Consider the following 23,654-nt stretch of genomic DNA (forward strand, 5'->3'; position numbering starts at 1 on the left):
TGGCCTCCGTCAGAAACGCGCGTTCAGGTCGAAGCGCACCACGTCGATGGACAGCGGCGCGCCGTAGATTTCCTTGGCGCTGCTCCAGCTGAACTGGCCGTAGACGTTCTTGTCGAACGCGTAGGCCGCGCCCAGCTGATAGCCTTTGGCGTTGGTGCCGCCCATATGGAAACCGCTGTCGTTGTAACCGTCCGGAAGCGCATCGGGCTGGATATACTTGTAGCCCGCGAAAACCCGCCAGTCCCGGGCGTTCTCGAGCTTCAGGCCGCGACCGAAGGTCGCCTGCAGCATCCAGGCGTTCGGGCCGCTCTTGATGTCGGTGGTTCCGGTCGCCTGCGTGCCGGCCGCATTGGTGGCGATATTGGACAGACCGCCGGCGCGGCGGACCATCTCCATCTTGTCGTAGGCCAGGTTGCGCACGAAATTGCCGTCCACGCGCAATCCCATGCCGCCGAACAGCCGGGTATCCCACGACAGGTTCACGTCCAGCAGGTTGAACCTGGAGGCGAGGCCGACGTACTGCCACTCGTTCCACTTGGCCGGATCCGGCGACCACTGGCGGATATCGCGCAGCAGGAACAGGGTGTTGCCCTTTTGCATGAACGCGGGCTTGGACCAGTCGCTGTCGCACACATCGCTCTTGCTGTAGAGCGTGCAGGGCGACGAGCGCTGGCCGGCGATGTTCTGGAAACGGTAGTAGGCCAGCGCGCCGGTCAGGGTGTTGTCGTTGTCGGGCTTCCATTTGCCGCCCAGCTGCGCGCCGAACAGCCACTTGTTCTCGCTCTTGCCCTCGGTGCCGGTCTCCGAACGCCAGCGGTTCTTGGCGTAGTCGAGCGCGAAGGCGCCAAAACCGCCGAACAGGCTGACCGGACCGCCGCCCAGATCATGGGCGAACTTCGCCGACACGCCGTCGAACTGCAGGTCGTCGGAGAACAGCATGTCGGTGGACAGGAAGGGGCTGGCCGCGCGGCCGGCGGTGACCGTCGCCCACTTGGCCGGGCGATAGGAGATATAGGCCTGATCCAGCCAGAACTCCTTCTTGCCCATGCCTTCGCCGAAGGTGTCGGAGGTCGACACCGGGTTCTTGTCGCTGCCGCTGGCGAGGCGGATGCCGGCGCTCCAGTTGTCGGTGATCGCCGCCTTCACGCCGAATCTCGCGCGGTAGCGCCACAGGTTGCGGCGATCCTGGCGGGTATTGAGATACGGCAGGTCGAAGGGGTTGCGCTGGTTGCCCACCACGGTCGCCGCCGGCCCCTTGTCGTTGAACGCGGTGAAGTCGATGATTTCATTGCTGTTGCGGCTGTCGAACAGGCGCGACTCGTTGCGCACGCGCACATCGCCTTCCAGGGTGATGCGCGATACCCAGTCCGGGAAGGTGCTCGGCTGCGCCCAGTTCTCGGCGCGGGCCTGTTCCATCATCTCCGCTTTCACTTCCTGCTGGATCTGCTTGCGCACCGACTGCGGGATATAGGGCACGCGCACATCGCCTGGCTGGGCGAGCGCGGCGCCCGGATCGGCCATCGGTTGCGCGGCCTTGGCCAGGGCGTTGGCCTGGGCGCGCTCGAGCAGCGTGCCGGCCTGTTCTTTCTTGAGTACCCCGGTCTGCACCAAAAGCTCGATCAGTTCGACCGTGACGTCGCCCTTGCCGCCCGTCGCATTGGCATGGGCGGGCGCCTGCGCGGCGCCGAAAGTCAGGGCGACCGCCATCATGCTGGCCAGCCGGGTGGGTTGGAAATTCATATTCATCTGCTCCACATGGAATTCAGGGTTTGCCGTTACTCATGTTCACGAAGGCCGGCGGCTGGTCAGCGCGACCTTGACCGGCATGGTGGTGGTCGTTGTCGGACGCTGGTCGAACACGGTCCGCCGCAGCACGGCCAGCACTTTCTCGTCGATCTCCCTGTCGCCGCTGGACTGCGCGATCTCGACGCGCGTCACCTGCCCTTCACGGCTGATCCACAGGTCGACGTTCATCCGGTACACCAAAAGCCGGGTCGTATCGGTTTCGCGCAGCACCTTTTGCAGCGCGTAACCGAGATACTGGCCGTAGGTGGCATTGCCGATCCGGCCGCCTCCGCCGGAGCCGGCCATGCCGCGCCCGGAGCCGGCGCCGATGTTGAAGGCGTCGCCGCCGGATTGCGCGTCGGCGTTCATCTGCATCGGATCGGCCGCGGCGTCGGCCGGTTTGGGCGGCGCCTCCTCGGCCGGTTTGGGCGCCTCGGAAGGCACCGGCACGGGCTCGGGTTCGACCGCCTTCTTCTCCGGCGGCGTCGGGGTCTCCGGCTTGGGAGGCGGCGCCGGTGGCGGCGGCAACGGAATGATCGTCGTCAGTTCCGGCGGCTTGCGGTGCACGGTGGCGATGCCGGAGGCCCACTGCCAGACCGAATACGCCACCGCGCCGATCGCCAGAACGGCAAGCAGTTGCAGCGCGCGGGCCTTCGCGCGGCGCGGCGGCGGGGCTTTCGGTTTCGAGAACAGATCGCCAAGGCTGTTGTCGTCGGGCGGATAGGTTTTGCAATCAGTCACGGCATCACTCGCGTTCAGTTCGGCTTGCCGGTCACCAGACCGACTTGCGACAGTTCAAGGCGGCGCAACAGATCGAGAACCTCGACGACCTTCTGGTACTGCACCACCGCGTCGCCGCGCACGATCACCGGAAACTCCGGATTGAGCGCCTTCTCGGTGCGCAGGCGCTCCTCCAGCTCCGGCAAGGTGACCGGATAGGCATCGAGAAACACCGCGCCGGTGTCGTTGATCGAAATCGCCTTGGTCTTGGGTTGCGACAGGGCCGCCGACGAGGAGGCCTTGGGCAGATTCACCCGGATGCCGGCGATCTGCGCGGTGGCGGTGAGAATGAACATCACCAGCACGACCATCAGCACATCGACCAGGGGGGTGATGTTGATGCCATCGACCGGGACGTCGTCATCGTCATCGCTTTGCGAGGATACGGAAGCCATATCGTCTCTCCTTATGCGGTGGTGGCGGCGGGGGCCGGAACGGCGGGCGCGCGCGCCGGAGCGTGTGGGGTTTCGGCGGACTGGGTTTCGCCGTGCACTTCGGCGAGACGGGCCACGAACTCATCGACGAACACCCGCATGTCCGCGCCGATTTCCTTGTTGCGGCCGATGATGCGGTTGTAACCGAACAGGGCGGGGATCGCGACGAACAGACCGGCGGCGGTCGCCATCAGCGCCGCGGCCATGCCCGGCGCGATCGCGTTGATGTTCACGTCGCCGGCCATGGCGGTGCCGAGGAACACCACCATGATGCCGAGCACCGTGCCCAGAAGACCGATGTACGGGCCGCCGGCGATGGCGTTGGACAAGGAGCCCAGGCGCGAGCCGAGCGCCAGCATTTCCCGGGTGCGCACCGCGTCCATGGAGACCCGGATCGCTTCGATGGTGGCGCCGGAGATCGAGGTGGTGTCGGCGCCCTGCTGACGGCGGATGCGCAGCTCATTGACCGCCGCGGCATAGAGGCGCCACAGCGACGCGTCCTTGAGCGCCGCCTCGGCGCGGTTGTCGTCGGCCAGCATTTCCAGGCGGGTGCCGACGCGCGAGAAGGCTTCGCGGAAGGCGTCGTTGGCGGTTTGCAGCTGTTTGGTGCGGCGGAACTTGGTGATCATGATGCTCCAGGTCTGCACCATCATGAACGCCAGAATGGCCAGCACGATCCAGGCGTCGAACGGCACGGCCTTGATCAGGAAGGTCAGGCCCGCGAAACCGAAGCCGGCCTGTTCCTCATCGGCGCCGTACTGCACCAGGCGGGAGTCGCTGCCCTGGCTCGTCGCGTCCGCCAGCAGCAGCGGCGCGACACGCGCCACCTTGGACAAACGCACCTCGTCGATCATGCCGGTAAACGGCGCGAAGGCGGAGACCGCCGCCGCGCCGTCGGCCGCGGGCACATCGCCGCCAAGGACCGCCGCCGAGGCGATGGCCGGCAGGGCGACCGCGAGCGACGCCGCGGGGCGGCCATTGACGTAGAGCTGAACCTGCTGGCCGCGGGCCGTCACCGCCAGATGCTGCCAGGCGCCGGCGGCCAGAGGCTGGGCCTGACCGCTGCGTTGGCCGTTGACTTCCACGAAGGGCACCCCCTGGTTCACGCCGATCAGAAGGGCGTTGCCGGCATCGCGGCGGGCATAGATCAGTTGCGTGCCCTTGATCGGGTCGGGGCGCACCCAGGCGCTGAAAGTGAATTCGCCGCCGGCGGCGATGGCCAGCGACGGAGAGGCCGGCAGCACGAGCGGCTGGCCGGCCAGTTGCAGCGCGCGTCCGATCACGCCGTCCACGGGCGCGCCGGCCGCCTTCTGGGCGTGATTGGCGAACGCCGTGGTATCGCGTGGCGCGGCATCGGCCGCGCCGCCGAAGTGATAGATGAGCGTGTAGTTGGGATCGAACACAGTCTGGCCGTTGGCGGCGCCGGGGGCCGACTTGTTGCCGTAGTACATCCAGATGTCCTGACGCGCGCCCGGCTTGATCTCGGGCACATCGACCCAGACGGTGGCGATGCCCAGGGTCGGATTGAAAGTCTCGATCTGATGGTTGAGCACGGTCTTGCCGTCGGCGGCGACAAAACGCAGGTCCGAGCCGTTCTCGGTGGCGCCGTCGAAGGCGAAATTGCCGGTATGCAACCGCACCAGAACCGGCGCGCGGCCGACCGGCTCGCTGATGTTGCCGCCTTTGGGCGTGGTGTCGATGGAAATCGGTTTGCGGAACTTCCAGTCTTCCTGCCACCAGTCCGCGGCGAACGACAGCGAAGGCAACAGGGTGCTTGTCACCAGGACAAGCAGGCAAAGGAGTGTGCGTAACATCGTGATGGGCTCCGAAATAGCTCTGAATGGGTCAATAACTGGCGCGAAGGTTGAAGTTCAGCCGCGGATCGTGCTTTTTCGTGTTGGAGCCGTCGCGCAGCGGGTAGCCCCAGTCGACGCCGGCCGACAGCCAGTCGCGGAACCTCAGGCGGGTACCGAGACCGACACTGGCCAGCGAGTAATGGGACGCCTGCTCCGGCAGCGGCTGCTGCAGACGCGTGCCGGCGGTTTCCGCGAAGGCGTAAAAACGCCATTCGCTGACCACCCCGCCCAGCCACGGGGCGATCGACGGTGTGCGCAGCTCGGCGCCCAGCAGGTAGCCGGCGTCGCCGGTGCGTTCGGCCGCGTAGTAGCCGCGCACGCTGGTGGCCCCGCCGGCGGAGAACTGCTCGTTCGACACCAGCGGTCCGGACGCGAACTGGAACGCGACGCGCCCCATCGCCTGCCAGTTGCGGTAAAGGTCCTGCGTATGACTAAAATTCCCCTTGAACACCAGAAAACTCGGACTGGCCAGCCAGCGCTTCTCGTGGAACTCGCGGTCCTTGCTGCCGATGCTGAAAAAGCTGCGCGATGCGCCGGTCAGGCTCAGGTCGATGACGGACTGCGAGGTTTCGGTGGCGCGAAAACCGCTATAGGAAAGCGTGAACGGCGCGTAGCGGATCGGCACGCTCTGGCGGTCCTGGCCGAACTTCAGCGTCTCGTCGAAATGCTTGACATCCAGGCCGGCCGACACCGAGTGGTGCCAGTTGCCGACCGGCTCCCAGGCATAGGTCCCGGCCACGGAAAACGAATGCCCCTTGCCCAGCACATTGGTGTTGTTGAGCGTCGCCACATTGCTGTCGCTCTTGAAACCGGACAGATCGAGGCGCCAGCGGTCGGTCAGCGGCAGCGAGTACGAGGCGGACAGCACTTTCGCATCGTTCGAGCGGCGCGGCGCGGTGAAAAAGGTCAGCGACGCCGAATGCCCGAGCTGCCAGAGGTTGCTGTGGCTCAAGGTCGCCACCGCGCGCAGCTTGGAGGTGTCGACGCTGTAGTCGTTGTTCAGGCCGAAACTCGCTCCCCAGGGGCTCTTGTCGTCGACCTGCAGCTCCACGTCCATGGTGCCCGGCACCTGGCCGGGCTTCACGGAAGGCAGCACCTGCCGGTCGGGCGTGCGGTTCAGTTCGCCCAGCTGCGCCTGGGCCAGACGGAAGTTGGGCACCTCGCCTTCCTTGAGCGCCGGCACTTTGTCGCGGATTTCCAGCGGCGAGTGATAACGCGCGCCGCTCACCCGCAGCCGGCCGACCCGGGTCTCGGCCACCTGCAGGATCACCACGCCGCCGACCACCTGCTGCTCGGGAAGGTCCACGTACACCGACTGCAGACCCCGTTCGTTGTAGGTTTTCTGGAGGGCATCGCGCGCCGCCTCGATGTCCGCCATGGTCCGGTCCGGCCCCAGGTGGGGCGTCACCGCCTTTTCGATCGCCTCGATATCCAGCGTGGTGTTGCCACGCACGATGTATTCGTAAATGGTCACGCGCGACGCCGCGGGCGGCTCCGCGGCGGCCAGCGCCGGGGAAGCATGAAACACCCCATGGACGGCGAGCGCCAGACCGGCCAGACGCAAGGCCCGCGCCCGCCGGCGCGGCCGGCTCATCACAGAAAAAGAAACTCCACGCTGCATCGACGCCACACCCCTGATTCGTTGACTGGTTTCGGCGAAGGGCGCCTGACGGCGGCCGCCCCTCGCCGCGGATTCGTAACTTCGCCCGGACATGCGACCCGACTCGCGACGATCGGGACGCACGGCACCCGCCCTTCGGACAAACGGGCGTCGGCTTTCGGGCTCACTGGCAATGAACGGACGGAAGACGGCACCGTTCTGCGCGCACTGTCATACCGGCACCACGGGGTCGCCGCCCCCGGCGTCCGGCTCGGCCACGTCGCACAGTTCCGGCGGCAACGCGGGCACATAGTGATCGCGCAGCGTGTGCAGCAAACCGAAGTTGATGCTGAATTCGCAGGCATCCGCATGCGTCGACACGTGGCAGGACAAACAGCGGTACACCGCATTCACCACGCGCGCGTCGGCGCTGACAAGGCACATGTCGCGAACGAACTCTTCCGCGTCGGGCAGCGGCGTCGAGGCTTCCGTATAACCGACGAACCACCGCCAGAGCATGTTGTAGGTCAGGGCCTCGCGGACGATCTCGGCGCGCCCCAGGGAATACACGATCTGCAGCACCCAGGCGCGGATCACGAACGCCGCCGCCACGCCGCCGGCGCAACGGTCGCTCAATTCGCGCAGCGCATCGGTTTCGGCGCCGAGCGCGTCGTCGATGTGGTCGCGCAAAATCACCAGGGCATGCGCCGGATCGGGAATGTAGGTGCGCAGATTGTTGATCTCGTGCCAGGTGGGATAGGCCACGATGCAGACCCACGGCGAGTCGTAGCGATCGACAATGACCGGGCCGACCTTCCGTGCGACACCGACCCATTCGGACAATTTGTCGTCCAGCTCGGTCATCGTCACCCTGTTGCCCTTCACTCCGGTTCTGCACTTGTGCTTGGCCGTCATTCTCTTCATTGAGACCTCTCCACCGCCCATCTTCGCGGCCACAACCGCCATCAACGACCCTCGCGCTTGCGCGCCGGCGCGCCCTCGGGACGACACACGCCATCGGAAGCCCCGGACAGCCGGAATGGCTCCGCGCCATGCCCGCCGGCTCACCGCCCTATGCGACGGCGATAACTTTACAACATACAAATGACACAGGAATTAAAAAAAATCCCGAACATTTCCCTGGCGAAACAGTCATGGCAAGGCGGCGACCGCTGAGCCATACTGAATAGCCAGAACTTACAAAAAGGAGGCTTGCCATGAACCGGATACTGATCGGAGCGGTGCTCCTGTGCGCTGTGAACGGCGCCGCGCTCGCCGAAGAGAGCGAGCCCGCCGAATCCTGCGTGGCCGTGGTGGTCGACGGCGTGCGCACGCTTCCCTACGAGTGCCTGAGCCGGCAACTGACCCCGCCCGAAGCGCTCGCGCGCGCCGCCCGGACGTCCCGACTCGCGCTCTCCGCGCGAACGGCCGAACGGCCGGCCAACGAACTGGGGCTTTTCAACCGCTCGGCCACCGCGATCCGCATGGGATCCAATTTCGGTGTTTCGGCCAGCGCGCAGCGTCCGCCACCGCCTTCGGACTACTCCCCGCTCCTGCCGACCGGCCGCTGAGCCGCACGCCACCCGCGGCAGGGGTGTGACGCCGCGTCAAAACAATGACAAAAGAATACAACTCCCGAACATGGCTATGCCTACGGGACACGTACAATGCCGTTGGGCAGCGGATCGGGGGGCACGGGCGCGGGAAGGCGGGCGGATTTGCCCGAGCGCGACACCGTCACGCCGTCCGTCTCGATGGCGTCGAGCGTCACGTCGCGCATGAGCGTGTCGCCCGCGGCGTAGGGTTTGGGCGGCCCATCGTTCACGCTCAGGAGGGCGATGGCCCGCCCTCCCTGGCGCGCGAGGCCCAGCACGCTCACGTTCAGCCGCACCTCGCCCGGTCCGAGCCAGGCGGCGATGCGCTCGCCGTCCGCGTCGGTGGCGGGCGCCGTGACCGGGGCCGGAGCGCGCGCCACGGGAGGCGCGGCTCTGAGGCCCGCCAGGCGGACGCCCCAAAACACCAGCGCGCCGGCCACGGCGAGCAGACCGGCCAGATGGATCGGCCACGCGCAGGATGGCGCGGCCCCGCCCCGTTTCAATGAAATCATGCGATGTCTCCTTGCCCGGGCGGACACACCGCCCGCCCGTTCACGCAAGGTTTACCAGCACAATGTTGGCGTTTCATGTCAGCGCCATATTTACTCGCTAAGATAGCCGGCACTGTGGCGAAGTTTGATCGCCAGCCCATGTGCGGGATCCCATGTCATGAATCCGATTCTTCGCGGCCGGGGGTTTTCCCTGATCGAAGTGATGGTGGTGCTGGTCATTGTCGGCATCGCCTCCGCCGCCATCAGCGTCAGCGTCACGCCCAACGCCGCGGACACGCTGCGGCTTGACGCGCGCGAACTGGCCGCGCGCCTGAGCGCCGCGCAACACGAAGCGCGGCTCGACGGACGAGTGATCGTCTGGCAGCCGCTCGGCGACGGCTACGCCTTCGCGCGCGGCACCTGGACGGCGGTGCCGGGCAGCGTGGTGCCGGCGGTGTCGACGGCGGGGGAACTCGACCGTTTCGCCGGCGACGACGCGCTGCGGCCTCGGCGCTGGCGCGCCGGGGAGGTGGAGGTCGCGCCGGCCGCGCCGCTGCGGCTGACGTCCGAATGGATCGGCGCCCCGCTGCGCCTCACGCTCAGGCACGGCGCCGACGCGGTGGTGATCGAGCGCGATGCCGCCGGCGCGTTCCGGGTGCCCTGAACCATGACGCCCCGTCCTTCGCCGCCCGCCGGCCGCGCCGCGGGATTCACCCTGATCGAAGTGCTGATCGCGCTCACCATCGTCGGCGTGGCGCTGGCGGCCTTCGCGCGCATGACCGGCCAGACCGCCGCCAACGCGGGCTACCTCGCGGAAAGTTCGCTGGCCATGCTGTCCGCGGACAACGCCCTGGCCGAGCTGCGGATCGGCACGCTGCCCGCGCCGGGCGTGCGCGTACTGGATTGCCCGCAAGGCGATCTGCCCCTGGTGTGCCGCGTGGAAATCCTCGCCGCACCGCAAGCGCTGCGCGATGTCGCCGTGGATGTGTACGACGGGCGCGAACGCAACCGGCGCCTCGCCCACCTCACAACCCGCCTGCCGGAGCCGCGCTCATGACCCCCGCGCCAGCGACACCGGCCCGCCAGCCGGGCTTCACCCTGATCGAGGTGATGATCGCCATCGTCATCATGGCGGTCATCAGCCTGATCGCCTGGCGCGGCCTGGACAGCATGAGCCGCGCCAATACCGCGCTCGCGCTGCACAGCGAAGAGCAGGCGCGCCTGATGCGCGCCCTGCAGCAGATCGAGCAGGACCTGCTGTGGCGCACCACCGTGGAGCTGGCGCCACCGCAGGGGATCGCGCTCTTGCCGGCCGGCATGCGGGCGATCCGCTCGGAAGCGGCGCCGCTGAGCCTGCAATGGGTGCGCGCCGCGCCGGCCGAACCGGGGCGCTGGCAGCGCGTGGCGTGGTGGGTGCAGTCCGGCACGCTGTACCGCGCCGGCTCGCCGGCCGTGCCGGGCTACCCCATTCCCGACCCCGCCGAGAAGGTGGCTGTGCTCGACGGCGTGGCGTCGTTCGAGGTGCGCGCCTGGGAGCCGGAGCAAGGCTGGCGGACGCTGCCGTTCACCGGCAACGCGCGCGCCGCGGCCAGCGGACTCGAAGTGACCGTGGCGCTGCGCCGCGGCGAAGGGCCCGCCCGGCGTTACCGGCGCGTGATCCCGCTGAACTGACTCTCCCGAACACCCGCCGCCCTCCCGGGCAAATGGTTGCCATCCTTCTTCGCGGATGGCAACGCCGCGCAGCGCTCCCGCCCGACGACACCACCCCGTCCCTCGGTTTTCCCGCGCGCTATCGCGACGGTTTTGCCGCGCCTCCCGTCATTCCCGCAAAAGACAAGGCCCGCCGGCGAACGCGGGCGGGCCCGGGCGGGCGGCAACCTCGCCGCCCGTGCTCTTCTTACAGCGCTTCGTTGCCGAAGCCCAGGATCTGCACCGACACCTGCGAGGCCTGGTTCTGACGCGCCGCGGACTGCTGGCGGCGCATCACATCGCCGGCGGCCTGGGTCGCGGAGGACGAGGCGGCGCTCGCCGACGCCTGCGCGCCGACATTGACCGACGCCGCCATCGGCACCCCGGAGGACTTGCCCTGCACCTGGATGTTGGCCGCGTTCGCCACCTGCATCGCCGCGACGTTGACGTTGCCCGACACCCGGATGCCCGCCTCGCCCGCGTCGATGGTGCCGAGCGGCGCGATCAGGTCCACGTCGCCCGCCGGCACTTCCGGGATGGGGTTGAGGGTGGCGATCCCCGCGCCCGTGCTCGGCACGGTCGGCGAGATCGTGACGTTGCCGACGTTGTCGTAGACGCGCCGCGGCGGGGTGTACACCACGGTGGTTTTCGAGCCGCGGCCGGCATTGATGTCGCCCTCGGCCGACCAGGCGAGGATGCTCCCGCCGAAGGTCGTCATCAGGCGGCTTTGGCCAAGCAGGATGCTGTCGCGCGAGTAGAGCCGTATGTCGCCCCGGCCCTGGGTGACCACCCCGGCCGTGGACGGCGGCGCCACCCCTTCCAGACCATAGGTCTGCCCGCCGCCCGGCGTGAGCACCTGGATGTCGCCGCCCAGAAGGGTGCGGATGCCCGAGCCGCCATACATCAGCAGGCTGCCGCCATAGGCCAGGGCCTTGCCCGCCGCATCCTGCGCCGGGAACAGCGCCGCCACGGCGTTGCGCCCGCGCAGGTAGCTGCCGTAGCGCGGCCCCTTGGCGTCGTTGTACTCGCGGCCCCCCGCGCGCAATTCGGCAAAATACACCTCGCGCGCAAAAATCCGCTGCTGCTCGGGCGCGAGAGTCGCCAGGTAGCGCCGCGCCTCTTCGGCGTTGCCGGTGAAGCCGTAGCGCTGGCCGAGCCATTCGACCAGCTCCGCCTCGTAGGTCTTGGCGACCTTGCCGGGCTGGTCGGCCAGCGGCGTGCCTGTGGCCGCCAGGTTCGCCGCGTCGAGGTAGCGGGACAACAGGCCCGCGTAGTTCGCGCCGCCCGCGCCCACTCCCGCCAGCACCGCGATGCCGGCGCCCGGGCGTTTGTCGCCTTCCGCCACCGGACCGATGCTCGTCAAGGACGCCAGATCGTTCTGCACGATGTGGCGCCCGGCCGACATCTCCAGCGTGCCCGGCCCCGCGACGGTGAAGTTGGCGTAGAGGATGTCGCGTCCGGCCTCGATCACCGACACGTCGTTGGCGCGGGTGTGAACGATCAGGTTGCCGGAGACGGTCGCCAAATTATTGGGAACAGCGAAGAAATCGCTGATGGACATCAACGTCTCGTCCGCCCGGGTGCCGGTATACACGATGTCGCGCCCCGCGCGCACCGCGACGGGCCCGGCCGCCACATAATCGGTCTGCCCGGCCCGAATTCCGGCAGCGATGGATGTCGGAAACTTCACCACCGTTCCGGTGCGCAAGCCGACGATATCGCCGTTCACCGCGTAAAACCGCGACGCCTCGCCAGACCCCTCTCCCATTCCCGCCTCACGCCCGACGCTGTTGACGCCGAACGCGAAGAGCGGAAGCTTGTCAACCGCGACCGCAGGCGCGTACGGACTGGTGTTGATGAAAATCAGGTTCTTATTCAGAGAGACAAATCCGGCGAATCCCGGCTGCGTTACCGTCGCCATCGACGCGGCATCGGCGCCGGACTGGCTGATCGCGTAACCGCCACCGTAGATCGAGCCGCCCGCCAGCAGCTCGAGGCGGCGCACGCCAAGCGGCACCTGCAGCAGGCCGCCGTTATTCCAGAGATTGCTGCCGGTGTGCTGGTAGGCCGCCGAACGTCCGTAGTAGACGCCGCCCTGCACGGCGGCGGCGCTGACCTGCCCCGGCAGCAGGAACCAGCCGCCGTTGGGAAGATAGGCGTACCCCGCCGGAGGATTACCAAAAGCATACTCGCCGGCCCGGGTATCGAAGGCCAGATTACCGCCGGCGGCCAACAGACGCACGGCGGTGCGGCCGGTCCACAGAGTGAACCAGCTCAGTCCCGCCTCGCCCTTGCCGGCATCCGAAGTGAACGGAAGATAGCTGGCGGTGCGCGCCAAACCGGCATCGGCCGTTCCTCCCAGCACCAGATCCCCGCGGCTCGCCACGCTGATCGCGGCATCGCCGGGCGTCAGCATCAATCCACCGGTCGCCAGTGATTGGCTGGTGACATAAGGGTCAGGGATCCTGACTTCCCGGCCGTCCTGAATGGCATATGCTCCATTCATACCATAAATCAGCCGCACCGTTCCGACCCGGCCCGCCGCCATGTCGACAGCGCCACGCAGGTTGATCAGTCCGCCATAAAGCTCGTGGGTCTGCACCGCCGCACCGAAATATGCTTTCAATCGGGCGTTTTCATCGCTGTTCCAGCCACCGCCAATACGCAGCTCGAGGTCTCCGCCGCCAGTCTGCGTCAGTTGGCCGCTGCCCCGCATCCGTCCTGTGCCACCGATGGCCAGCACCACACCCTGACTACGCGGAGCCTCGTCATCCAACTCCGAGCGGCGTTCGATCATCCCGGCATTCCCGCCCACCCGTACCGTGGCATTGCCGCCGCCCAGCGTGCCAAGGCCGGTGAAACCTGTCACCGCTGGCCATAAGGCAAAGGTATTAGCGGGATCCGCCGCCGGATCGAAGGTATAGGTGCCGAAATTGATCCACCACGCCACCGGCCGGTCCGCGCCGCCCTGGCGCCATAGCCAGTTGCCGGTGCCGGCGCTCCCTCTTGGCAACTGGGGAGTGGATCCCCAACTGTCCCCGGTCAGATCGCCCCCCACCGTGACTCGCAGATTGCCGCCGCCGTCCGGGTACCAGGCCCGGTCAAGCCGGCTGTCCCCGCTGACCAGAGCCTCGTAAGCAGGCGCCAGATCTCCGGCATTGCCGCCCAGCACCGTTCCATCGGCAGCCACTTTCCCGCGCGCCGGGTTGTAGCGCGCATCGAGAGTCGCGTCGCCCAGATGCGTCGGACTGCCTGCTGTGTACACGCCGTAGGGCGATTGCATCGAAAAACTTCCCGCCGCCGCGATGTCCAGATCGCCGGTGCCGGTGCGCAGCACGCTGAACACCGGGGATTTCGGAGTGGCTTTCACGCGCTCCACCCCATTGATGGAAGCGAGCACGCACTGTTGCGGCTCCCACAAGCAGACGTTGTAATGCTCCGGGAAATGCCCGGGCTCATCATCCAGGAATTCCGGCCCCACGGGTTCGCCGGGTTTGCCATTAAAGTTATTCGGATCGGCCCAAACGTAGACCTTGGTTCCACCCGTCATCGTTTTTTCCAGCTTCGCGGTATAGTGGGTATCCGCCGCCTGCACGCTTCCGCCCGCCTCGGGTCGGGTCAGTCGGGAATCGGCGGCGCCGGTGTCCGCTCCGGCCGTCAGGCGCAGGTTCCACGACGACGAACCGTCGGGCAACATCGCCGCCACCGCCCAGTTGCTGCGCGAGATGACCATACCATCGGCACCTCTGGGACGCAGATCCACCCCCGGGCTATCATCCGGCAGAACCACGGAGGTGCCCGAAGCGATCAGCGCGCCCACCGGCAGAGTCAGTTCGCCCTGCTGCGTCATCGCCACCGGCAGGGGCGCGCCCTTGGGCCAGGTCAGGCTGGCCTGGGTCACATCCACCGGCAATAGAGTACCTGCCTGCAGGCGGGCGCCGGTCGGCAATACGAGGCCATCCTGTCCGACCTCCGTGCCCCGGGCCAGCAGCACGCGACCGTCGGCGGACAGCACGTCGGTGGACAGCACCGACTTCGCAGGCAGCGTCAGGCCTGCGCTCAGAACAATGGACGCCGGCAAAGTCGTGCCCTTGGACCAGGTCAGACTCACCAGCTTGACATCCACCGGCAGTCGCGTGCCGGTCTGCAGGCGGGCGCCCACCGGCAATGAGAGGCCGCCCGGGCCCACCACCGTGCCCCGCGCCAGCAGTACCTGGCCGTCGGCCGCCAGCGCGTCGGCGGCCAGCACCGAGCCGGCCGGCAGGGTGAGGCCGGCGCTCAGAACGATGTCGGTCGGCAGTGTAGTGCCGGCCGGCAGCGTCACATCCTTGGCGGCGATCGCGTAGTTCAGTGTCTTGCCCGCCGGATAGACCGTGCCATCGGCAAGCTTCACGCCCGGTACCGGAATCACCACGTCGCCGCCAAAAGCCTGTTTCCCGGGCACCAGCCACCAGCCATTGTCATCCGGCGTGGCCGGCGGCGGTGCGAAACCGTCGGTGATGCTGCCGTAGATCGACAGGTCGCCGCCGGCCCGCAGCGTCAGCGCGCCCGGCTCGCCCGAACCGTAAACAGCGGTCGGCGCGAAGGCCGGATTCAGGCTGGCGTAGCGGTAGCCGGACAGATCCAGGTCCCCGCTGACGATCAGGTCGCCGCCCGGCGTCGCGCTGACGATCTCCACCGCCGGGCGCACATGCAGCACGTCGCGATAACTCGCGGTGCTCAGGCCGGCAAGGCGGGAGGTCAGCCGGCCGCTCGCCAGCGCTTTGGTGATGAAGTCCTTGCTGTTCTCATGCTTGCCGTTCAGGTAGCTCGTGTTGATGATCTGGTAGGGCCGCCCGCTGGCCGAGGTTTCGCCCTTGGCCGTGTCGTTGAAGGGCGCATCGTTGTAGACCTGACGGCCGTAGACCGCGATCGATTTCGCGCCCTGGATGTCCAGGTTCGGTCCGGTGACGAGGGCGATGTCCCCATAGGTCGCCGCCGCGGCGCCAACCTGACCGTTGGCGTCGATGCGCGGCGCGATCAGGTCCAGCGTGCCGCGCGCGCGGCCATCCAGGAGCGCCGGGTTGGCGCGCACCCGCGCGTCGTCGGTGCCGTGGCGCAGGTCGATGCTCGCGCCCTTCTCGAGGGTCAGCGTGCCGCGCCCGGCGTCCAGTTCGACGATCGCGCGGTTGGGCGCGTCGATGATCGCGCCGCGGCTGTCCAGACGCAATTGCGTGCCGTGCGCGTCCAGCCGCGCGCCGCCGGCCACCGTCAGCCCGTCGCGCGCGGCAAGACGGATGCTGCCGGTCTGCTCGCCACTGGCGTCCACCAGGCCGGTCACGGTCAGGTGGCCGCCGTCCAGCGAGAGGTTGATCTCGCGGGCGCGCAGACCGTCGCCGACGGTCAGGTCGCCCTGGCGGAACTGGAAGCTGCGCTCGCCGGTGAAGCCGGCCTCGTTGAGCCGCGCGTTCAGGGCGCCGAACGCGTCCGTCAGGTTCGCGCCGCCGCCCAGCGCCGTGGTGCGCAGGTTCACGCCGCCGGCGCGCCACGGCACCAGGGTGCCGCCGGCGTCGTAATGGCCGGAAGTCGTGCCTTTCAGGTTCCCTTGCAGTTCCACGCGGGCGGTGTCGCCCAGCGCGATGACGGTCAACAGCCCCGCGTGGTTGTTCCGCGCCGACAGGTCGATCAGCGAACCGGCCGCCTGGATGACGGAACCGGCCGTGCTGTGCAGCGTCACGTCGCCGCCCCAGGTGTAGCGGTGCGCGTCGAACAGCGCGATGTCGCGCCCGGCAAGATCGAGCCTTGCCGCGTTGCCCAATGTCACGTCGCCTGCCGCCTTCACAGTGAGCTTGCCGCTGGGCAGCGCCACCGCGGTGTCGAGGAACACGCTGTCGCCACCGAGGCTCAATTCGGCGCCGGTTTGCACTGCGCCGACGTCCGCCGCGCCGCCCGCCGGCGCGACCACCCGCAGCGCTCCCCCGGCGGTGATGCGGTTCACCGACCCGCCCGCGCCGGTCACCAGCGGCGCGCTCAGCGTGAGGTTGCCGCCGCTGTAACGCAGGCCGTCCGGCGTGGCGTTCTGCGCGGCGTACACCGCCAGCGAGCCCTTCTGGTTGGCGGTGATGCGCTCGCGCGCGCTGAAGGCCACATCGGCGAAGCCGAGCACGGTGCGGCTCGCGTCGTCGATACCGGTCGGACGGGCGGTCGGACCGTAACCGAATTCGATCACGCCGGCCTCGACGGCCAGACGGCCGGCGCCGGTGCCGCGTCCGTTCGCCACCGGCGCGGGCGCCGCGCCGCCGGTGCCGGCCCAGGTGAACGTGCCGGTTTTGATCACGGCCGTGTCGCCCGCGCCGCCCGCGCCGTAGATCGCCGGCGTGGACAGCACCAGATTGGCCAGGCGCGCCTTGCCGGTCGCCGGATCCGTGGTGTCCAGGCTGACCGTGCCGTACAGGTTGAACGACTCGCTGGCGGAGAGCACCAACCGCTCCAGCGCCGGCACGCCGTAGGCCGTGTCGCCTTGCAGCAGCCGGTCGAGCAGCGCCTGGTTCAGCGCGAGGCCCGGCGTGAGTATCCCCTGCGCCGCGGCCGCCGCCAGGGCCTCGCGGCTGCCGGCGTTCACCGCCCCCACCGCCAGGGTCAGATCGCGCGCGCCGTAGCGCACCGTGTCGCTCATGCGGAAATCCGCGCGGGTGACGGCGATCAGCGAGCCTTCCGCATAAAGCTCGGCCGATCCCGTGCAGACCGCGCCGCACACGCCGATCGACACCGGTCCGGATGCTGCTTGGTTGTTTTCGCGAACCGGCGGCAACATGTCGATCCGGCCATTGGACGCGGCCACCACGCTGGCGTCCCTTGGGCGATAAATATAGCCGTTTGTCGAATCGTAGGCCGGCTTGCCGCGACCCACGGTGCGGATGCCGGCCCCCGCTTCGATGACAATGCCGCCTTGCGGGTTGGCCGCGATCAGGAACACCTCGGGGGCCCGCAGAATGGCCCCGTCGCGCAGGATCACCGTGCCGGTTTGCCGCACGATATTCAGATAATTGCTGGTGTTCTTGCCATCGCGACCGTCGCTGTAGGTCGACGACAGGCCGCCGCCAATGGTCAGACGCGCCGCGCCGATGGCGTCGAGATCCCGGGCACGTACCGACGCGCCATCAAACCCGGCGGTGGCGGACGCTCCGTCACCGAGGATTTCCAGAGATCCGACTCCCAATCCATTTCCATGGCTGGTCACCAGGCTGGCGCTGCCGCCATACCCGTCCTTGCCCGGCGTGAAGTCCGCTGCGCCCTCGAAGCGCAAGGCGCTGTCGCGCGAGGACGGCAGGCGGATGGCCAGGGTCTTGGCGTCGGCCGGCAGCAGCGCGCGGATGCCCCCGTTGAGCGCCCCCTGCGCGCGGACGAAGCCGGCGTAACCGGTCTCGTTGTACTGCGAATAGCGCCGCAGCACATCGGCCGGCGTGATGATGAGCTGACTGGCCAGACTGTCGGCGATGCCGGTGCCGGCGACGGACAGCACGCCCTGGGCCGAGTAGGAACCATTGCGCAGCGCCAGGGTCCGGGAGGGAGCGGCGCCGGTGGACGCGCCGTTGATCTCGACGCGGAAGGCGCCGGGCAGCAGCGCGTAGCTCGACGGCAACAGCGTGTAGCGGCCGGCGGCGAGACCGGGCACCTCGCCCGATTGCAGGGTGATCTGCTGGCCGATGCGCGGATCGACGGCGCCCGTCGCCTCCGACGGCGCATACGCGCCGGCATAGCCCGGCACGATGGCGTAGACGGGATTGCCGGCGAGCCCGGGCAGCACGAAGCCGCCGCTGCCGATCTGCATCAGCGGGTGATAGCGCGCGTCGGTGGAACCGCCGCGGCCCGGAATGAAGCCCGCGCCCGTGAGCTCCCCACCGCCGGAAAGATCCAGCGCCGCCCCGGCCTCGACCGCGACGCGCTCGCCCGACAGGGTGATCGCCGGTCCTGTGCCCGCGCCGGCGAACGTCACCGGCTGGCCGCGGTACAGGTAGCTGACACCGTCGACCGTGCCGCCATAGGGCATCACCAGCCCGGCGGCGCTGACCGAGGTCAGGCTGCCAGGCGAGAGGACAATGTTTTTTGTTGTGACTTGATACCCGAATCCGGCTGAAACCGGATCCGTACCCAGCGTGATGCTACCCAGCGGCGCGCGCACGATGCCCTGCTGCTCGATGGTGGCCGCGCCGAGCGTCAGGCGGCCGAACACCGAATAGGGCACGGCCGGGCGGGCGGCTTGCGGGTCGTAGCGGCGGATCGTCAGGCGGCTGTCCGGGTCGTAGGTGTTTTCATCGGTGCGGCCGGCCAGCACGCGCGCGCCCACCCCGGTGGCGGGATAGATCTGGTCGGCGCGCAGCAGGATATCGCCGGGCGACAGCAACTGCGTCTGCCAGGTCGGATTGATGCTTTCCGTGGCGACGAAGCGGATATCGCCGGAGCTGACCACGTTCAGCTGGCCGAAGCCCGCGCGTTCGGCGCGCAAGGGGAGTCCACGCAAGGATACCTTGCGATCCAGCCCCAGCGTCACCTCGCCCTTGATGTCGATCAGCCGCGCGCTGGCGGTAAGGCTCGCCAGGGGCGCCCGGGCGCCGAAGCCGCCCCGGTAGGACGGCCGCGCATAGCCATCGGGATTCGGGTTGGTGTCGGTGATGCCGGCCAGCAGCAGGTAGGGTGCGGACAGGGAGACCTTGCTGGTTGCCGCGGCGCCGCCGGCGACGGCGAGGGCGCCGGAATAGAGGCGCAGCTCGCGGCTCATGGCCAGATCGACATCGCCGGCGAAGGTGACCGGACCATTGCCGTACAGCGTCAGCGCAGCGAAGCCCCCTTCCCCGACCTGATTCACGCCGAGCCGCGCATGGCCGTATTCCAGCACATCCGGCGTTGCGGCCGACTCGCGGCGCTGCGCCACCTGCAATTCGCGCACCGACAGCAGACGCGGATCCGTCACATTGTTTTCTTCGTACAACGGCGCCTCCAACGCCACCGTGAGATGGCCGCCGGAGGCGCCCGCCCCGCCCTCGCGGGCGCGCAGGCTGCCATCCAGATAAAGGCCGCGCGCCGACGCGAGGCTGATGGCGCCGCCATCGCTGACCAGGGTTCGGACACCGCCGCCATCGACATCGAAGCGCGCCGACGAGCCCGAGGCATCGAGCACCGCGCCCTGGCGGATCACCACGAAGGCGTCCGACGCCAGAGCGCGGCTGCCCGACTCCTGCACCGTGCCGCCGACGACGATGCGGCCGCCCTGGCCAAGCACCCCGTACGGCCTCCCCTGCGCATCCAGCGCGGTATGGGATGCCGCCGAGACATCGAGGAGCGCGTTCGCGCCCACTTCGATGCGGCGCTCGGCGCCGGAACCATCGGCGAGCAGCCCGCCCTTGTCCAGTTCTCCTCTGCTCGACTGCGGTCCCATCAGACTGATGCGCCCGCCCTGCGCCCTGAGCGTGCCGTTCACCATCAGATTGCCACGACTGGACAGCGCGATGGACTGGCCGGGATCGACCGTGATCACGGCATCTTGGCCCACATGGACGTTGCCGCCATCGCCGGGTTTGGCAATGTCATTGGCCAGCCCCCCCGCCAGGAGGAGGCTCGCGCCCTGGCGCTGCGTCACCTTGCGCGCCACGGCATCGGCCAGATAGCGCTCCGGCAGCCACGGCGCCGGCATGGCGCCGGACGGATCGGAGGCCGCCCGCAGCAACGCCTCCGGCGCGACGACCGGCTGTACGACATCCAGTCTCACACCATCCTGCACCGCCACTCCGCGCAGCGCGCGCACCCGGTAATCCGCGAAACCGCTCTGGAACAGGCCGGTCGCCAGTTCGGTGGTGCCGCCCACGGCGATCGGCTGCACCACCACGGTGCCCGCCGGGATCACCGACCCTTTGGGCACCACCACCTCGAACGGCAGGGACGAACCCGCCCGCGCGATCCGCGTGTGCGCGGCCACGGGCACCCCGTGGGGGAACACCTGGGCGGGGACGACGTAGTCGATGGATATCTCACCATACGCGGACGGACTGATGATCGTAGCTCCAGCCGGTATTACGTATACTCTCCCCATCGCATCCTTGGCGGTTTTGACTTCCAGCTGATGTGGAACGTCCTCTCCCGGCACTCGATATGATATGTAATAAGGATTTCCTCCTGCCACAGGACTTGCATAAGGCAGAGTCCAGTCGGCCGCCAGCACCAGCCCGAAAAAGATAGGAGGCGCCCCCAGTCGTTCGCCCGGACGCGCCAATGTCTCTCGATATGAATAATCCGCCGGCAACGGCTCGCCGGCGGCGACCCGGAGATCCTCCGCGGTGACCAGATCGGCGAGCGCCGACCGCCCTTTGTCGAGCAGGCCGGCCTTGTCCAGCAGTTTGCCGCCGATCGAGATCGCGCTGGCCGATTCGATGTCCAGCGTGCCGCCGCCCTTGACGCCGTGGCCGCGGATCTCGCCATCGAGCGTCAATACCGCCAGGGGATCCCCCAGGCCGGTGCCGGCCAGCCCCGACCCCAGGTGCACCGAGCCGCCGCGGCCGCCCGCCACGCTCGCATCGGGACGCACCACGCCGCCCGAGGTCACATCGATGAGTGTGCCGCGCTCGAGCGTCACGTTCGAGGTCGAACGCAAGCTGACCTTGCCGCCATCGGCATAGGCCGCGGCGGAGGGATCCGCGCCGGCCGTTCTCAGGTCGGCGATCAGCCCGCGCGCATCCAGCACCGCGCCGTCGCGCACGCGGATGCCGCCCAGGACGCCGTCCGGCACCGCGAGAGCGACATCCTTGACCGCTATTTTGTCGCCTTCAAACTCCGGCTGCGCCAGCACATTGCCGAGCCGCAGCGTGCCGCCGCGCGCCACGAGATTCGCGCGCACCTCCACCGCCGGGGCGTAGAGCACGATTTCGCCGCCCGCCGCCACCTGCAGGGCGCTCTCCACGCCGATGCCCTGGCGCGCGGCGATGCGCACCGCGCCAAGCTTCATCGCCCCGAGGACGGCGGCATCGAGTTCCAGCCGGCCCTTGCGCGCGTCGTCCACGGCCTCGTCGAGCGTCACGTTCGCGGCGAGGGCCCGGGGAGTCGCGGCGAGCGTCACGCGTTCCAGCGTCGGGCTGTAGGCGTAGCGCAGCACTCCGGCGCCGGCGTCGTAGCGCGGCTCGTATTTCCCGATCACGAGTTCCGCACCGCGCGCCAGCGCCAGCTGAGACTGATTGAAGCCGTCAAGCCCGGCCTGCGGCGCGCGGTTCTGCGTGTCGCCCTGATAGACCGCGCCGATCAGCTTGCCCTCGAGCAGGGCGTTGCCGGTCGCCACCACCAGCTTGCCGGCGTCGCGGCCGACGGTGTAGCCCGGCTCATCGCGGGAGGCCGCGCCGATCAAGGGGCTGAAATGGTAGTCGGTATGGCCCCAGCGTTTGCTGCCGAGCTCATAGCCATGGTAGAGGCCGGCGTACAAGAGGTCGCCCGGCGCGCTCGACAGCTCGTAGAGACGACCGTCGGCGGCCTTGACCCAAGTCTGGCGGATACCGCCGCTTTGCACATCGATCGTACCGCCGGACAGATTGATGCCCGAGCCCGCGCGCGTCACCAGATCACCGCCGGTCACGGTCACGGTGCCGCCCTGTGCCATCCACTCGCCGACAGTGCGGCCGCGGTTGGCCAGATAGCCGCCCACCTCGAGCAGGCCGCCCTGGGTGTACCAGCGGTCGGTGGCGTAGCCGTTGGTGCCCGCCGGCACGTACACGAGGCGGCGCCGGTCCACCCAGACATCGCTGTTGGTGAGCGTCTTGCCGTCGCGGTTGCCCGGGCTGTCGCGCTGTTCGTTGCCCTGGACGTTGATGTTGAGCGCATTGGACTCCATCGCCACGCGCACGCCGACGGCCCCGGACACATCGAGCTCGGCGCCGTTCTCGACCAGCGCGCGCCGAACCGCCGACACCGCGATATCGCCGCCGGTCGCCAGCGTCAGCGAGCCGTCCTGAAAGGCCACGGTATTGCCGCTGACGATTTCGATGCGCGACAAATCGGTGCGGTCCGTGATGGTGCCGAGGTTGTCGAACACGCCGGAAGGATCGTTGGTCGACCTCACGCCGCTCAGTTGTTTGATGGCCGCTTCGCGCTGGGCGTCGAGCGCCGTGGTGACGCTGCCGTCCAGCAGCACGGCGGTGACGCCGCCGGCCAGCGCGACCGTGCCGGTGGTGTCGCCGGCGCGGCTGGACAGATGGATGGTGCCGCGCTTGGCCGTGGAGGTGGTGGCCGCGATGACGCCCGCCTGAACCACGTCATGGCCGGTCAGCGTCACGTCGCCGGTTTCGGCGAGGATCAGGCCGGTGTTGGTGACCCGCCCGGCGGTACTGCCCGGCGCGCGCGCGGTGGAGACTTCATGGCCGGCGGTGGTGGAGGTGGTGTTGCCTTCGGTGCCGACCCCCTTGCGGATGTAGAAACTGTCGCCGGCGGCCAGCACGGTCTGGCCGACCGGGGTGACGATCTGCCCGGCCTGCGCCACCGCGGCGCCCAGCAACAGCACATAGCCACCGCCGGTGGTCGACGAGGCCGGCCGGTGCGTGACGATCTGGGCGCCGGCGCGCACTTCGACGTTACCCCGGGCCTCGGTGAAGGTCGGCACGCCGCCGTTCGCGCCATACAGGCCGCGTTCGCGGAACTGCGCGTCATCGATTCTGGCCGCCGCCGCCACCAGATTGCGCACATTGACCTGGCTTGTGCCGGTGAAGACGATGCCGTTCTGGTTGACCACCATGACGGTGCCGTTGCCCTTGATCGCCCCGAGGATCTGGCTCGGACGTGCATCGGCGCCGGTCACGCGGTTGAGCACGGCGTCCGTGCTGTTTTGCTGAAAATCGACCGTGGTGTTGCGGCCGACGTTGAAGGTGTCCCAGTTGAGAATGGCCTTGTCGCGGGTCTGCCGTATCACGACATGGGTCTTGCCGTCCTGCGGCGGTTTCTGCTCCGGGCGCTCGGCCCCGCTCCAGGGCAGCAGCGCGCCATTGGCGTCCCGATCCCACAGACCACCGCGCGCGAGACCGTCCGGCACGCCCGTGGCGGCCAGGGCCGCGGCGTCGCGCGCGGCCCTCTGCGCCGCCTGCTGGGCGGCGATCGCCGCCGCGGTGCGCTCCAGGTTGTCCACCGAGCGCTGCAGGGTCTGCCGCGCGGCCTGCTGCTGGCGCAGCGCCGCCGCGTCGAGGGTCGCGTCCGCATTCGTCGGCGCCGGCCGCGCCTCGCGCGAGGCGTTCACGCTTTGCGGCGACGCGAACCAGGCGCCGCCGACCGGGGCGGGCGTCTGCGCCTGGGCGGCAGCCGAGGCGAATCCCATGAAGGCGACCGCAACGGCTTCGACAAGAGGGGAAAGCCGCACCCTGCGGCTGGCGGAACGGAAATGGGCCATGGTTACTGTCACCGTCTGTGAAATCCTGCCCGGG

12 protein-coding genes are annotated in these 23,654 nt (G+C 68.7%); 4 read left to right on the top strand and 8 right to left on the bottom strand.

Features of this window, described 5'->3' with window-relative positions; translation table 11 throughout:
• Positions 1-9: 9 nt before the first annotated feature.
• The 6 genes from JNO50_RS14260 to JNO50_RS14285 all read right to left on the bottom strand — a co-directional run bounded on the left by JNO50_RS14260 (position 10) and on the right by JNO50_RS14285 (position 7,379).
• Positions 10-1,740 carry a putative porin gene (locus JNO50_RS14260; RefSeq protein ID WP_189530520.1) on the bottom strand — a complete coding sequence of 577 codons (1,731 nt, stop codon included), beginning with the start codon at positions 1,738-1,740 and terminating at the stop codon, positions 10-12.
• A 45-nt stretch (positions 1,741-1,785) separates the two neighbouring features.
• Positions 1,786-2,526: an energy transducer TonB family protein gene (locus tag JNO50_RS14265; RefSeq protein ID WP_215796384.1), complete on the bottom strand. Its 741-nt coding sequence runs from the start codon at positions 2,524-2,526 to the stop codon at positions 1,786-1,788.
• A gap of 14 nt (positions 2,527-2,540) precedes the next feature.
• Complete coding sequence (locus JNO50_RS14270; RefSeq protein ID WP_189530518.1) at positions 2,541-2,960, bottom strand: ExbD/TolR family protein; 420 nt, start codon at positions 2,958-2,960, stop codon at positions 2,541-2,543.
• A gap of 11 nt (positions 2,961-2,971) precedes the next feature.
• A complete protein-coding gene (locus tag JNO50_RS14275) occupies positions 2,972-4,813 on the bottom strand; it encodes a DUF2341 domain-containing protein (RefSeq protein ID WP_189530517.1) in 1,842 nt (613 codons plus the stop codon).
• Between the two features lie 31 nt (positions 4,814-4,844).
• Positions 4,845-6,449, bottom strand: a complete 1,605-nt coding sequence (locus JNO50_RS14280) for a ShlB/FhaC/HecB family hemolysin secretion/activation protein (protein ID WP_189530515.1) — start codon at positions 6,447-6,449, stop codon at positions 4,845-4,847.
• 237 nt (positions 6,450-6,686) lie between these two features.
• Complete coding sequence (locus JNO50_RS14285) at positions 6,687-7,379, bottom strand: transposase (RefSeq protein WP_189530513.1); 693 nt, start codon at positions 7,377-7,379, stop codon at positions 6,687-6,689.
• Between the two features lie 293 nt (positions 7,380-7,672).
• Here JNO50_RS14285 and JNO50_RS14290 point away from each other — a divergent pair, with 293 nt between their 5' ends.
• On the top strand, positions 7,673-8,026 hold the full coding sequence (locus JNO50_RS14290) for a hypothetical protein (protein WP_189530511.1): 354 nt from the start codon (positions 7,673-7,675) through the stop codon (positions 8,024-8,026).
• Positions 8,027-8,106: 80 nt separating this feature from the next.
• On the opposite strand, the gene JNO50_RS14295 is transcribed toward JNO50_RS14290, so the two are convergent.
• Positions 8,107-8,562, bottom strand: a complete 456-nt coding sequence (locus tag JNO50_RS14295) for a type II secretion system protein N (RefSeq protein WP_189530510.1) — start codon at positions 8,560-8,562, stop codon at positions 8,107-8,109.
• Positions 8,563-8,719: 157 nt separating this feature from the next.
• Between JNO50_RS14295 and JNO50_RS14300 the strand changes: the two genes are divergently transcribed.
• The 3 genes from JNO50_RS14300 to JNO50_RS14310 are packed head-to-tail and all read left to right on the top strand — an operon-like array spanning position 8,720 to position 10,212.
• Positions 8,720-9,205 (top strand): GspH/FimT family pseudopilin, encoded by a 486-nt coding sequence (locus JNO50_RS14300; protein WP_189530508.1) that lies wholly within the window; start codon positions 8,720-8,722, stop codon positions 9,203-9,205.
• 3 nt (positions 9,206-9,208) lie between these two features.
• Positions 9,209-9,598, top strand: coding sequence for a type II secretion system minor pseudopilin GspI (gene gspI, locus JNO50_RS14305; protein WP_189530505.1), 390 nt, complete (start codon positions 9,209-9,211; stop codon positions 9,596-9,598).
• Positions 9,595-10,212, top strand: coding sequence for a prepilin-type N-terminal cleavage/methylation domain-containing protein (locus JNO50_RS14310; RefSeq protein ID WP_189530503.1), 618 nt, complete (start codon positions 9,595-9,597; stop codon positions 10,210-10,212). The genes gspI and JNO50_RS14310 overlap by 4 nt, the downstream gene beginning before the upstream one ends.
• Positions 10,213-10,438: 226 nt before the next feature.
• Here JNO50_RS14310 and JNO50_RS14315 read toward each other — a convergent pair whose 3' ends face one another.
• The gene (locus tag JNO50_RS14315; protein WP_189530501.1) at positions 10,439-23,620 is read right to left on the bottom strand and encodes a filamentous haemagglutinin family protein; all 13,182 of its coding nucleotides are present in this window, start codon (positions 23,618-23,620) and stop codon (positions 10,439-10,441) included.
• Positions 23,621-23,654: the final 34 nt, after the last annotated feature.

Origin of the sequence: Paludibacterium paludis, from assembly GCF_018802605.1 — a bacterium.
GTDB classification, from domain to species: Bacteria; Pseudomonadota; Gammaproteobacteria; order Burkholderiales; family Chromobacteriaceae; genus Paludibacterium; species Paludibacterium paludis.

Bases quoted from the DNA above. Each gene is read 5' to 3' on its own strand.
- JNO50_RS14295 (WP_189530510.1), bottom strand. From the start codon at position 8,562: ATGATTTCATTGAAACGGGGCGGGGCCGCGCCATCCTGCGCGTGGCCG.
- JNO50_RS14260 (WP_189530520.1), bottom strand. From the start codon at position 1,740: ATGAATTTCCAACCCACCCGGCTGGCCAGCATGATGGCGGTCGCCCTG.
- JNO50_RS14300 (WP_189530508.1), top strand. From the start codon at position 8,720: ATGAATCCGATTCTTCGCGGCCGGGGGTTTTCCCTGATCGAAGTGATG.
- JNO50_RS14290 (WP_189530511.1), top strand. From the start codon at position 7,673: ATGAACCGGATACTGATCGGAGCGGTGCTCCTGTGCGCTGTGAACGGC.
- JNO50_RS14310 (WP_189530503.1), top strand. From the start codon at position 9,595: ATGACCCCCGCGCCAGCGACACCGGCCCGCCAGCCGGGCTTCACCCTG.
- JNO50_RS14270 (WP_189530518.1), bottom strand. From the start codon at position 2,960: ATGGCTTCCGTATCCTCGCAAAGCGATGACGATGACGACGTCCCGGTC.
- JNO50_RS14275 (WP_189530517.1), bottom strand. From the start codon at position 4,813: ATGTTACGCACACTCCTTTGCCTGCTTGTCCTGGTGACAAGCACCCTG.
- JNO50_RS14315 (WP_189530501.1), bottom strand. From the start codon at position 23,620: ATGGCCCATTTCCGTTCCGCCAGCCGCAGGGTGCGGCTTTCCCCTCTT.
- gspI (WP_189530505.1), top strand. From the start codon at position 9,209: ATGACGCCCCGTCCTTCGCCGCCCGCCGGCCGCGCCGCGGGATTCACC.
- JNO50_RS14280 (WP_189530515.1), bottom strand. From the start codon at position 6,449: ATGAGCCGGCCGCGCCGGCGGGCGCGGGCCTTGCGTCTGGCCGGTCTG.
- JNO50_RS14285 (WP_189530513.1), bottom strand. From the start codon at position 7,379: ATGAAGAGAATGACGGCCAAGCACAAGTGCAGAACCGGAGTGAAGGGC.